Source organism: Candidatus Moraniibacteriota bacterium (genome assembly GCA_028688415.1).
Taxonomy (GTDB): Bacteria; Patescibacteriota; Minisyncoccia; order Moranbacterales; family UBA1568; genus UBA1568.
Genome location: JAQTYF010000001.1, coordinates 151,471 through 164,572 on the forward strand (window position 1 = coordinate 151,471; position 13,102 = coordinate 164,572).

Annotated in this window: 11 protein-coding genes; 9 read left to right on the plus strand and 2 right to left on the minus strand. The window is 36.2% G+C overall.

The window, feature by feature from the left end; genetic code table 11:
• Positions 1-237 precede the first annotated feature (237 nt).
• The 5 genes from PHH40_00675 (at position 238) to PHH40_00695 (ending at position 5,936) form a co-directional block, all read left to right on the plus strand.
• Positions 238-1,662 carry a saccharopine dehydrogenase NADP-binding domain-containing protein gene (locus PHH40_00675; protein MDD2766262.1) on the plus strand — a complete coding sequence of 475 codons (1,425 nt, stop codon included), beginning with the start codon at positions 238-240 and terminating at the stop codon, positions 1,660-1,662.
• A 700-nt stretch (positions 1,663-2,362) separates the two neighbouring features.
• Positions 2,363-3,616 carry a pitrilysin family protein gene (locus PHH40_00680; GenBank protein MDD2766263.1) on the plus strand — a complete coding sequence of 418 codons (1,254 nt, stop codon included), beginning with the start codon at positions 2,363-2,365 and terminating at the stop codon, positions 3,614-3,616.
• Positions 3,617-3,799: 183 nt separating this feature from the next.
• Positions 3,800-4,405, plus strand: coding sequence for a hypothetical protein (locus PHH40_00685; protein MDD2766264.1), 606 nt, complete (start codon positions 3,800-3,802; stop codon positions 4,403-4,405).
• Positions 4,406-4,484: 79 nt separating this feature from the next.
• A complete protein-coding gene (locus PHH40_00690; protein ID MDD2766265.1) occupies positions 4,485-5,228 on the plus strand; it encodes a hypothetical protein in 744 nt (247 codons plus the stop codon).
• Between the two features lie 129 nt (positions 5,229-5,357).
• The gene (locus PHH40_00695; protein MDD2766266.1) at positions 5,358-5,936 is read left to right on the plus strand and encodes an SET domain-containing protein-lysine N-methyltransferase; all 579 of its coding nucleotides are present in this window, start codon (positions 5,358-5,360) and stop codon (positions 5,934-5,936) included.
• 87 nt (positions 5,937-6,023) lie between these two features.
• Here the strand turns inward: PHH40_00695 and PHH40_00700 are convergent, their stop codons facing one another.
• Complete coding sequence (locus PHH40_00700) at positions 6,024-6,371, minus strand: hypothetical protein (protein ID MDD2766267.1); 348 nt, start codon at positions 6,369-6,371, stop codon at positions 6,024-6,026.
• A 205-nt stretch (positions 6,372-6,576) separates the two neighbouring features.
• Here PHH40_00700 and PHH40_00705 point away from each other — a divergent pair, with 205 nt between their 5' ends.
• The 4 genes from PHH40_00705 (at position 6,577) to PHH40_00720 (ending at position 11,300) form a co-directional block, all read left to right on the plus strand.
• Positions 6,577-7,668: a HAMP domain-containing sensor histidine kinase gene (locus PHH40_00705; protein ID MDD2766268.1), complete on the plus strand. Its 1,092-nt coding sequence runs from the start codon at positions 6,577-6,579 to the stop codon at positions 7,666-7,668.
• 63 nt (positions 7,669-7,731) lie between these two features.
• Positions 7,732-9,759, plus strand: coding sequence for a hypothetical protein (locus PHH40_00710; protein ID MDD2766269.1), 2,028 nt, complete (start codon positions 7,732-7,734; stop codon positions 9,757-9,759).
• 107 nt (positions 9,760-9,866) lie between these two features.
• The gene (locus tag PHH40_00715) at positions 9,867-10,766 is read left to right on the plus strand and encodes a radical SAM protein (GenBank protein ID MDD2766270.1); all 900 of its coding nucleotides are present in this window, start codon (positions 9,867-9,869) and stop codon (positions 10,764-10,766) included.
• A gap of 54 nt (positions 10,767-10,820) precedes the next feature.
• Entirely contained in the window at positions 10,821-11,300 is a 480-nt protein-coding gene (locus tag PHH40_00720) for an NUDIX hydrolase (GenBank protein ID MDD2766271.1), read from the plus strand.
• A gap of 72 nt (positions 11,301-11,372) precedes the next feature.
• On the opposite strand, the gene gltX is transcribed toward PHH40_00720, so the two are convergent.
• Positions 11,373-13,043 carry a glutamate--tRNA ligase gene (gltX, locus tag PHH40_00725; protein MDD2766272.1) on the minus strand — a complete coding sequence of 557 codons (1,671 nt, stop codon included), beginning with the start codon at positions 13,041-13,043 and terminating at the stop codon, positions 11,373-11,375.
• Positions 13,044-13,102 lie beyond the last annotated feature (59 nt).

Below are 13,102 nucleotides of genomic sequence, written 5' to 3' on the forward strand. Positions count from 1 at the left end.
AAAACTGCCCTAAGAAATGAAATAATAATAATTTGTACTGTATGTTAGGATTGATATGAGTTTTTATAGTGGCATATTCTAAGGGTTGTTATGGTTCCATAGTATTTTTTGCAAAAAATGGGGATTTGGGGTAGAATATGAGTGTAAGAAGTGCCTTTTTGAGGTATTTTTTGTATTGACAAATAGTAAAAAAAGTGATATAGTATAAAATAAATTTATTTTTCGATAAACACTATGATGACACAAGATTTCAAGAAAGACGTTCGATTCGATAAGAAAATGCTCATAATCGGTGGTGGATTTATCGGACAAGGAGTCTTGCCTCTCATACTGAAACATATCGATATCAAGCCAGAGCAGATATCAATCATCACTGCTGACGAACGAGGCAAAGAAACAGCTGCCTATTACGGTATACCGTTTTCTATCAATCCGATTTCCAAAGAAAATTATCGAGAAGTACTTGATCCACTTCTCTCTCCTGGAGATTTCTTGCTCAATCTCTCATCTGATATAGAGAGTACGCTTATCGTGGATTTCTGTAGCGAACGAGGGATACTCTATCTCGATACTTGTATCGACTCATGGCTTGGAGAAAGTACCAACCCAGCACTTTCTGTTTCACAGCGATCTCTCTACAAATTGCGAGAACAAGCTATCAAGCTCAAAGAGAAATGGGGGAATACAAATGCTACTTCGGTACTCGCTCACGGAGCCAATCCTGGTATTGTATCGCACCTCGTGAAACAAGCACTTCTCAATATTGCAAAAGATGAAGGAAGAGATGTAGTCATCCCACAAACGAGAGAAGAATGGGCACGCCTCTCCCAATCACTCGGGATCCGGGCTATCCATGTCGCAGAGCGTGATACGCAGATTCCTACAGAACGAAAAAAAGTAGGTGAATTCATCAATACCTGGTCTATCGATGGATTGGTCGGTGAAGGACTCCAGCCAGCAGAGCTCGGATGGGGATCGCATGAGAAACATCTCCCTGTCGATGGGAGTAGACACACGTTTGGTGATCAGTCTGCTATCTATTTGAACAAACCAGGAGCATCAGTACGTGTCCGCACCTGGCTCCCTCTCGCTGGTCCACAGATCGGATATCTCATCACACACAATGAAGCTATTTCCCTCGCGAGTTATCTGACTCTCGGAACAGGGGAGAATCCAGAATATCGTCCGACAGTACACTATGCTTATCACCCTTGTGATGATGCGGTACTTTCGATTACAGAACTCGAAGAATCCAATTGGAAAATTCAGGAACAAAAACGATCGATCACTGATGAAATTGTTTCGGGTATAGATGAACTCGGTGTTCTCTTGATCGGGAACAAACAGGGTGTGTACTGGTTCGGATCACGACTCGATATCCATACTGCACGACAGCTCGCGCCATACAATTCTGCGACATCACTGCAGGTAGCTGCCGGTGTCGTAGCGGGGATGATATGGGCGATGCGTCATCCAGAGAGTGGGATAGTCGAAGCAGAAGAAATGGATTTCAGAGAAGTGCTCGATATTGCTAGTCCATACTGGGGAGAGCTCGTCGGCGAATACAGTGATTGGGATCCGACGATAGGACGGAACACCCTTTTTCCCGAAGATATCGATACAGAAGATCCCTGGCAGTTCAAGAATTTCCGCGTAGTATAGGCATTTATTGAGAATTTATAGAAAAGAAAAAAGAAGCAATGACGTAGCAATACTTCTTTAATTTCTTAAGTCAGTAGATACTAACTTGAATAAATGTGGTTCTTTCTATTGAACCTCGATTCGCTTCCGCAGATACGAACAGACCCATAGTTACCCTTGTTGCGATAATTCATCATTGAATCTGTTATCTCTGGAAGTTGTATTTTGAAATCAGCACTAAACTGAGTTTCAGCATTTGGTGCCGAAAGCATCATATACAGATTTCTTTCTGCGTAGTGTAAAGGAACGATATTTCTCATCAGTATTCTCCTGGTTAATTCAGAATTTCGGAAGGATGGCAACTTTCTTATAGCATGCAATAGTTATTTTGTACAATAGCTAGTAGGGGTATTTGTAATATTTTCACAGATTGACGAAAAACCGTTCTTATGATATTGTTTTCTTGCCATTATATCAATGGTGTTTTTAGGAGAATATCTCATGAAGCAAGGCCTTTTCGGTGGTTCTGGTGGTCACGGCAATGGAAATGGTGGCTCTGGTGGCCAACGTGGTGGCGGTGGCGGTAGCACCGGTGGCGGTTCCGGGACTCGTGGCAAATAAGTTCATCTGCCAAATCGCGTAATCTGCCAGTATGGCCTCGATCATCATTGTGTGATTGAGGCCATTTTATTTTTTCGATAAATACTCTATACTTCAAACTATGCAAGTATCTCATTTCGAAAATATACTCGAAGGGAAGGGAGGGAAGTTCCTTTCCATACACTGTCCACATCTGCAGGTGTCGATTGCTTCTGTATGGTTCGAAGCTGGTTCGATATATGATCCTTTGGGCAAAGAAGGATTGGCACATTTTTTCGAACATTTGCTCTTGCAGAAAACAAAAAAAGAGCCTTCTCGAACACAGAGACTCTATACTCTCGAATCTCGTGGAATAGATTTTTACGCCTACACGAACAAAGACTCAGCTTACTATTACCATATTCAAGAACCAGAGAAAACAAAAGAAAGCCTCGGATTACTCGCGCTTGGTATTGCAGACTTCGTTTTCGATGAAACCGATATCGAGAAAGAGAGAAATGTGATTCTTTCAGAGAAAGACACGTATGATGGAAATCGGGATGAGAAAGTGTGGGATTTTCTCTTCGATGGTTTGTATCATGGAAGTGTTTTTGCTCATAATCCGTTCGGAGATGCCCATTCGATTAGTTCTATTACGAAAGAAGATATAGAAAAATTTTATCGAGAATACTATAATCTCGAGAACGCTGTGTGGGTCATTCTCTCTCCGCAAGTATCTGGTGCAGATGAGAAAATACATCTTGAGGAAACCTTACGTCCTTTTGTTGATGCAAGCGAGAAAGTGTCAATCGATCATGATGCGAGAGAAACAATGGGAAGTGTCCATGATCAGAGGATAGTTGCCTCATCAGAAGATACATCATTTCTCGTAGCTGAAGCATTTCGTACGACGGATATTTTTGATCAAGAAAATATTCTTCGTATCGATCTTCTCCGTTCTATCATCGCCTCTGGGTGGATTTCTTGGGCAAATAAAATACTACGTACCGAGAAAAGTCTCATCTATTGGGCACGCAGTGTTTTCAGTCAATTTCATGATAGGGGATATGTAGCTTTCCTCTTTGATGTGCAAAATTCTTCCAAGACTGAAGCCATCACCCTCTTCGACAGATTGATAGAAGATTCGAAGGATATCGAAAAAATGAGTGAACATCTGGATGCACACAAGAACGCTTTTGCAACACGATTTCTCCGCGTGTATCATAACCCAGAAGATCTCTTGTGGTGGTATGGATACCCTGCTTTATTTGGTATTGTCAAAGAGTCTCCCAAAGAATATTTGCATCAACTGAAACAATTGAAAGCAGAAGAGCTCGTTTCTGTCGCAGAAAAAACTTTTACGAAGGAAAAGAGGAGTGTCATAGAGATTAGTTAGTATGTATGGTATTTCTGTGACATATAATCATTACTATGAATTTCAAGAATTTCCGCGTAGTATAGGCATTTATTGAGAATTTATAGAAAAGAGCCATTGACAAGGCTCTTTTTTTAGTGTATAATATAAATTTGATAGTCAAATGGGTTGATTATTGAAAGTTTTTTGAAAAAGGAGTCGCAAATGAAAGTAATGAAGAAATTTGTCGCTTTCATGGCGACACATAAAGAGCAGATTGCTCTCATTGCTACCGGACAAGGTGTGATGAGCGTGATCAATTGGCTCTATGATAATCCTCTTTACATAGGGGTTATCGCGTATTTCGGACCAGTGGTAGGCGGGGCAATGATGACAGCGGGTTCGCTTGTCATTTGTCTCGGCCTTATCCTCTTCTATAATAAGAAGGGTGTAGACTGGCTTGGAGTAGGAGCACTTGACGCGGTGAAGGAGATTTCTCTGGAATACGCCAAGAAGCTCGTTGAATGGAGGTCAGATTCGATTTTTGGTAAGATAGCATACTTCGTATTCTATCTTCCGATTCAGCTGATTTTCATTCTTGCACATCTTGTGAATCACAAGGTGTGGGGTGGTGTAGTAGCATTTGTGTTACTTTCCATCTTCACAGACCCATTCGTGACGACTGCCTATTCTCGTCACGGAAATTACGGCCCGATGAAGGTTCGTGATTGGGTGGTATTTTTCGGAAGTGTCGTGCTCAGCAATGGGTACTGGATATTCCGGACCACAGTGGTCATCGAGGTAGCGAAGGCCATTTGGAAGTTTGTTTGAGTGGAGGGTGAAACATCATTGATGTATCACCCTTTCATTTCATTTTACGAAAAACTTATTTTTTGCTAAAATACTTTCTATGAAAGATGTTTTGAATACGAAAATATACACGAATTTGGATGAAGCGAAAGCAGAAATTCAAAGACGTTGGAAGGACGAAGAATTGAAGAAAAAAGTCTTAGAATATCTCGGGGATATTCCAGAGTTTTTTTGTGATGAACCGAGAGCTATTCTTCATAGACATATTACTTCTCCAAATATTGAATTTCAACAATTTATTGATCATTCAAGAGATTTCGGACTGAAACCGCTCGGTTTGGAATATACCAATGATATTTTTTTGACGAGAAATCATGACAAGCTTGGATTAGGGAAGTTACCCTTTATCTCGGATAACAAAAAAAATGTACATTACAGGAAGGTGATCGATCTGATGGGGTCAGAGAAAAAAAAGTTTGCAGATATTCAAACATTATGGGGTGAAAATCTCATTGATTTTCATCATAATTTATTGAGAAATGCTTCATTTGACATAGAAACAGCAGATCTTTCATATTGGTACGGTAGACATGGAGATAATGCTCTCAATCGATATGAAAAATTATTAGCTTTTTTCGTCGCACATGGTGTTTTGTTTGAAAATTTCATTACAGACGAGAAAGAATTAGCATTTGCGGAAACAGTTGTTTGTCCAGCTATTGAAAAAATTACTTCTCTTTTCGGAGTAAAACCTCTTATTGTTCCAGTTTTTGCTCTCGATCAAGAAATGGAGGATTCTTGGTGGTGCTATGAGCAAGAAAAAGAATCTTTCATGAGTCATTAGGAATAATTCATCATGTATTGTCATCTTAGTCCTGTCTGTTTCGATAACGGCAGGACTTTTTTTATTTTTGAAATGTGGTAGAATAAAAAATAGATTAAGAACATTTTGTAATAACATAAACATATTCCAATGAATAATAAAGACGGATCAATTGATAATACAACTCTTTTTAAAAAATGTGATTTCTCAGATTTCAAGAAAGTACTTATTAGAATAAAACCGTCAGAAAGATTTGGAGGAATAGGCTTGTTTGCTATGAGGGATCTTGGAAAAGGGATGATGTTCGCAAAATGGGAACTTATGAATGAAGATCTTTTCTTTTCCTGGGATGATTTTGAAAAAATTGATGAGGAATCCAAAGAAACTGTTCTGGATTTTTGTGCTGAGGCGGAAAATGGCTTCTATGCACCAACTGATATAAATTATATATCACTCCCTTGGCACATGAACCACTGTTGTGATGGAAACGTAGGATTTAATGAAAATGGTGATTTTATAACTATCAAAGACGTGAAAAAAGGAGAAGAACTTTTCTATGATTATGGTTTGGTAATGTCGAATTCGAGATATAAGCTTGATTGTAAGTGCGGATCAGAAAATTGTCGAAAGATAATTACAGGTGATGATTGGAAAAATATCAATTTTCAGAAAGAAAATTATCAGTATATGTCTCCAGAAATAAAGGAGATGATAGATTCAATAAAATAAAAAAAATATGGATTTTAATATAATTACGAACAGTGAGATTTGTATTGCGAATACACAACAATACTTAACAGGACTCGTCTATTATTCTCATTTTCCGATGATCATACTGTCTTTATTTTTTGGATTTTTTGTATTTTTAAAAAATAAAAGTTCGTTAGCGTCAAAATGTTTACTGGGTATTACGTTCTTCTTTTCTTTATGGCTTGTTTTTGATTTTATTTTGTGGAAAAGTAGCAATAGTAGTTTGCTTATGTTTTCTTGGGCTATACTAGGTGTATTTGAAGCACTCTTTTTCATTCTAGGTTTATATTTTATATATACATTCATTGATAAAAAAGATGTTTCCAATAGTATAAAATTCATTTTTTTACTTCTTTCTTTGCCAGTTCTCTTTCTGACTCCAACGACATTTAACTTATCAAATTTTGATATCATAAATTGTGTTCCCGTTGAATCAGGGATATCTTTGGACTACGTTATTTCTTTGAAATTGATTATTTTATTGTGGATTTTTATTCTGTTGATAGTGAAATACCGGAAGCCTCCTGTAGACATATCAAGATTACAAATTTTTCTGTTAGGTTTAGGTATAATGTTGTTTCTATCTTCGTATTTTGTTTTGTCTTACGTTTCTGATTATTTGTACAATGCAGGTTATGAATGGGGGTATCAGGTTGAACAGGGTGGAATTCTCGCTATGGGTATTTTTCTTGGGTTTCTTAGTTATCTCATCGTTAAATTCAAGGCATTTGATATCAAACTGATCGGAGCACAAGCGTTGGTGTTAACACAATTTGCCCTTATTAGCTCAATGTTCTTTTTTGCCACGGTACTTATAAGTCGCGTCCTCATTGGAGTGACACTCTTTGGTACGACTATTGCTGGTTGGTATCTGATCCGATCAGTGAAGGCAGAAATCAAACGCAAGGAAGAGCTCGAAAAGATATCGCATACACTGATGGTGGCGAATGAACGATTGAAAGAGCTCGATGCCGCCAAATCAGAATTCATCTCTATTGCATCACACCAGCTCCGTACACCGCTCACGGCTATCAAAGGTTACCTCTCACTCTTGCTCGAGGGCTCCTATGGGCCAGTCTCTCCTCAGGTACTCGATATTCTGAACAAACTCTACGGTGTGAACAATCGTCTCGTCCATCTCGTGGAGGATCTGCTCAATGTCTCTCGTATCGAAGCAGGGCGTATCCAATACAGTTTTGCTCCGACACAGATCGAGCCTATCCTCGTTGAACTCGTCGATATGTTCCTTTCTCCAGCTCAAGAAAAGAATCTGACTATTGATATCCATCTCTCCAAGCATCCGCTCCCTCTCATCACGATGGATCCAAACAAAATCAAAGAAGTGGTGTCCAACCTCATCGACAATGCAGTGAAATACACCAAAGTAGGTGGTGTGACAGTCACACTCCAGAACACGCCTGAGGTCGCCCGTATCATCATCTCGGATACTGGTATCGGTATTCACGAAAGTGACAAGAAGAACCTCTTCCAGAAATTCCTTCGAAGCAAGGAAACAACGAAAATGGTAGTCTCTGGAGCGGGTCTCGGTCTCTACGTCGGCAAGAGTTTTATCGAAGCACACGGAGGCAAGATCTGGGCAGAATCCGATGGTCCAGATAGAGGCTCTCGCTTCATCATCGAACTCCCGATCAAAAACACTCATATTCAGATCGGTACGTCTGATGAACCTACTTCTGTCGAAAAAGAGTAATCTATAGAATGAAATTATTGTTGATAGATAATATGAAATAAAGTTCTATATAATAGAAAATATATGAACATTTGTGATAATTTTGATAGGATTAGCACACTCTCTAATAGAGATTTAGTGTCGCGTGGAGCGCCGTATTTGTTCAGACTTTTTACTATTGCAATAAAAGAATTCTCAAGTTTGTTTTCTATTGCTGAAGACGATGAACAAAAATGTTTTTATTTTTATGTTAGTAAAGATAAAAACATAATATTTAAATCAAGTGCGGTTAGTTTTTCGTGCGATAGGTATATTATAAATGCAGATTCAAAACTTTTTGTTAGTGTAAAGAATGGTGCTTGGAGGACATTTAATTTTGATGATTTTAAGCACTTACTATTAATTATAAATAAAAATTATAAAATAAATAAAGATTTTGACATTAATAATCAAATCAAAAAAGTTATCCAACAGACAAGATATTATATTTTTATAACGGAACGTGTCTTTGATACTAAAATAAACTTAAAGAGATATAGTCGAAATCATGATTTTTTTAGTGACTTACTTTTCAATTCACATAAACGGATTCTGGCTTTTTCATTGGTTGACGCTTTCGGTGTAACTTACGGACACTTAGATCACCCAACCCCATATCCGTATTCAAGTGGATTGAAACAAAGTCTATTGGGAGCTGATCCTTTTTTATCATTTATTAGAGAGATGGATAAGATAATCAAATTGAATGATGACGAATTGAAGTCGATTATTAAAAAACCTGATGTCTTACAGAAGAAATTTGATGTATCATCTAATGGAATTAGTCTGATTTTAGTGCCTAGATATTTCTTCGTGGAAGATGAACGCCTGCACCTAGAAGAAATCTCTTCAATCCTTAATTCTACAATTAAAAATCTTTACGGACGCGAGATTGATTATGATAAAAGTAAGAATTACTTGCTATTTATTCCTGAGATTGAGCGTGGTTTTGCATTATCGAGCAAGTCACTTTTATTTCAGGAATGTAAAATATTATCAGAGAGTCTTTTTGGTATTTCCTCAAGTTCGGGAAGAAGCATGATTGTGCCTGTAGTTCTAGAAAATAATAAGAATAGTTTTCTATTCCTAAAAACATCATGGCCTGATATCATAAAGACAGCCTACAATAGAGGGTTGAGGATTAGTGTAGTTGAATGGTATTTGGTATGTTACGAAATCTTCAGCTCATTTTCGTCAAATGAGTTTGAATTTTTCTCGGAAGAAATCTTTAGTCCGATTTTAAAAGATCATGATGTAACAAAATATCTAACTTTTATTTCAAGAAAACTTTTAATGTTAGAAAGAGATAAAAATGAATTCGTTTTGCCGCTAATAGGGTTGGTTGTTCCTAATCACGCATATCCTTTTGATGAAACTCCTCTGGTTCATTTTATGAAGCTGAGTCAAAATCCAGAGCTATTCTTGAGATGTCTAGTAGACTGTATAACGAAAGCAATTATATCGCAGCTTCTCAGTAAGGGTGTTTATCATAGTTCACATCTTCAGAACTGTTGTATAATTTTCAAAAAAAATGGCAAAGACATCTTGCCAATAAAAGCCCTTTTAAGAGATGGAGACATACGGGTTTGCGAAGATTATTCCTCATTACTTTCTATTGAGGAAATTAAGACAATTAGTAATTTGAGGAAAAAAAGAAATAAAATTTATCATGAAAAAAAGTTTTATAAGCATCTTTTTCATAACATAATTAATGAAAACTTTGGTAATATTGAGCAGTGTTTATTGATAGATAACCAATTTTCATCAGAGTTTTTTTGGCGATTAGTCCGTTCTAGTTTTGAAGATGCAATCAAGAGGAATGTAAAAGTTTTGAAAACAAGGAATGAATATAGAAAAATTCACGGAGTTATAGTAAAAAATTTTACGGAAACAGTTTTTAAGGGAAGCGGTTACTCAGTGAATTTTTTTCGAATGAGTTTTTTTGGAGTAAAGGAAAACTTTATTAAAGTACACAATCCTTTTTTAGGAAGAAAATCTTTTGAATTATACACAGCCAGGAGTCAGAGTATTACGGATACAAAAACCAATGAAGAAGAGTCACTTCGTCTTTAATTTTTTGAGAATAAAGATAATTGATTAAAAAGCTAGATACGTAGAATTTTTTTTTGAGTTCCGGAAGGAGAAAGTAAGTTGTTAATATATTTTAATGAATCATTCCTATGACCGAGCTAGAATCAATTAAAAAAATACGGTTTGTCCTTACGGATTTTTGTAATTATCAATGTAGATTTTGTCATAATGAAGGAACTCCAACAAAGAACACACGGTTTTTGGATAAGGAGAGTATTTTTTCGTTAACGAGTGTGGCTAAAGATTTAGGTATTAAAAAAATTACTCTAACAGGAGGCGAACCATTACTTCACCCAGAAATTGTAGCTATTGTAGACGGTATCAATGCTATATATCCAGAAGCTATCTTAGGGATGACAACTAATGGGATGTTATTTGATAAAAATAAATTTGCTACGATTATTACTAATCTTAGTCGGTTACGTTTAAATTTTCAAAGTTTAGATGAAAAAGTTTTAAAATATATTTGTGGTAATGGCGCTAATATTAGTAAAGCGCTTTTGATGATTGATGACGTGAGGAAACTGAATCCTGATTTAAATATTTGTTTGAATTTTGTTTTAACAACTTATAACAAAGAATCACTTTCTGATGTTATAAAATTTGCAATTAAAAATAATCTAGATGTAAAATTGTTAGAGTATATGGCTCTCAATAAAGATCTTTATGTTGAAGTCAAATATGCTAAAGATATATTAGAGTCTCTTCGACCTATTAAAAAGTATAAAGACTATCAGGACGATGATATTTATATGTTTACAGGATCTTCAAGTCGGATACGTTTATGCTATTCATTTTGCAATGGTTTTAGATGTAAATCTTGTCGTGAATGTGGTGAAATTAGATTGGCACCAGGGTTAACCCTTAAGCACTGTTTTGATGAGAGAATTGAAGAGGTTGATATTAGAAAAGAGTTGCTAGAACAGAATCTGGAATCAATAAAAAAGAAGATCATTTCAATTGATCAAATTAAGGGAAGATTGCTCTGACACGTCTAGTTATTATATGATTTTAGAAATTTCTTTTCTAAAATAAAATTATTTATGACCTCTGTATTTAAGAAGATATTTAACTATGAGGACGATCTCTCAGTATTCAAAGGAATAGATGCGAATAGAATTGCTTGTAATACGATAGTTTTGTGTGGTAATAAAATACTATTAGGTTGTCGGCGAAAGAAATATGCAAAAGGGATGTGGTGTTTGCCCGGTGGCCACTTAAACCTTGGGGAGAGTTTAGATAAATGTTTCTCTAGAGAACTTTACGAAGAAGTTGGTGTCGTCGGTAGTGGACAAGTTCCATTTTTGATAGTAGAAGAAGTTTCTGAAAAATATATATTTTATCACTTTTTTGCGTATTTAAGAATTAAAAGAAAACGAGCAGGTTGGTTTGTAAATAAAGAACCAAAAAATTTTTCTTGTTGGCTCCTTTTTGATTATAAAGATATTCCTGATGAAATGATTACATCTCATAGATTGGCTGCTGATTATCTTTTTTCGAAGAATCGTGTTATAAGAATATGATGATTAGTTGGAAGGAAATTGTGTAGCCGATTGCTATCGTATAGAGTGATTGTCGCTTGTTATGTTGAAGAGTTATATTAATAAAGATAGTCTGGAGAGAACCCTGTCTTTCCCCATCGTTTGCATAATGGAATACAAGTCAGGGGTCTGTATTTTTCCTGTTAATAAAACTCGGAAGATCCTTGCTATATCCGTGATATTTCCTTTATATCTTTCTGGATTTTCCTTAAATATCTTCATATTTTCCGCATAATCATGGGTTTTGGAAATTTTTTTTATTTTTTCAAACCACTCTTCTTTTGAGTCTTTTTCATTGTAGGATTTAATGAATGAATCTACTACTGTTTTGATGGTGGCAGAATCAATATTTGAAAGAAGGTGCACTGCAGTATCTTTTGTAATATTAAAATTTTGATCAAAGAAATACTCAATTTCTGTTCTTACATCAAACCATTTAGCAATATCTTTTCTACCACCTGTTCCACTATTTCTTTCTATGTTTAATATCTTTTTTGTATAATCAGCATCTTTTTTCATTGTTTTAGCAAGCTCTGGATCATATTTGTTGGTCCAGCTTAAAGCTTTTTCATAAACTTCTTCAGCTGAATACCTTGCAATAATCCCTTTGCTCGTGTCATTTAGTTTATCAAAATCAAATAGGGGACCGCTTGAGCCTGATAGTTTTTTTTGTGTCAGAAGGAATTCACGATTATTTTTATCTGGATTGGCCTTTCGCCAGTTTTCGAAATTTGAATTCGCTAAATTCAATAAGTATTCTATAACGGCATCTTCAGGGTATCCCTGTTCGGTGTAATATGCAACATTTGCTTCAGGGTCTTTCCTTTTGCTTAATTTTCTTTTTGAAGAATTCTCGATTTTCTGAATTGGAAATATATGTCCATATTTTGGAGCCTGCCATCCCATAGTTCTAAATAATTGTAAGTGTAATGGTAGCGAAGAAAACCATTCGTTTCCACGGATTACATGGGTAGTTCTCATTAAATGATCGTCAATGATATGAGCCATGTGGTAGGTTGGTAGACCATCAGATTTTATTATTACCATATCTTGGTCATTTTCGGGTAACTCTCTGCCTCCCAATACAATGTCATTAACGAAAATTTTATTATTAATATTGCCACAAGATTTAAATCTAATGACAAATTCTCTTTTTCCATCTAATGCTATTAGAATCTCTTGATCAGATTTATCGCGCCATTTCGCCCATTGTTGATAGTATCCAGGCTTAATGCCACGAACCGCCTGTATTTTATGTATTTCCTCAAGTTCTTCGTTAGAGCTAAAGCATGGGTAGGCTAATCCTTTTTCTACTAGTAATTTCGCATAGGCCTGATATATTTCTGTGCGTTTGCTTTGTTTGTATGGTCCGTAAGAGCCGATTTCTGTCCCTGAGGTTGTTTGTCCTTCGTCTGTGTTAATGTTGTAACTTTTGAGAGCGGAAGCAATCAGATTTGAAGCACCTTCGACTTCCCTCTTTTTGTCAGTATCTTCGATACGAAGATAAAAAACACCATCTGTCTGATGTGCCAATCTTTCAGATATTAGAGCAGTGTAGATACCGCCTATATGCATGAATCCCGTTGGACTAGGGGCAATTCGTGTCACCATTGCACCCTCCTTGAGTTTTCTAGGTGGATATCGTTTTTCAATAGCCTCTATAGTTGGTAGTTGTTTAGGAAACAACTTCTCAAGAATCGTCCTTTTGTTTTTTTGATTGTTCATATTTTATGCTATAATTACTTGTCGAGGAATGTTGCAATGATAAGTTGTGTTTATTTTAG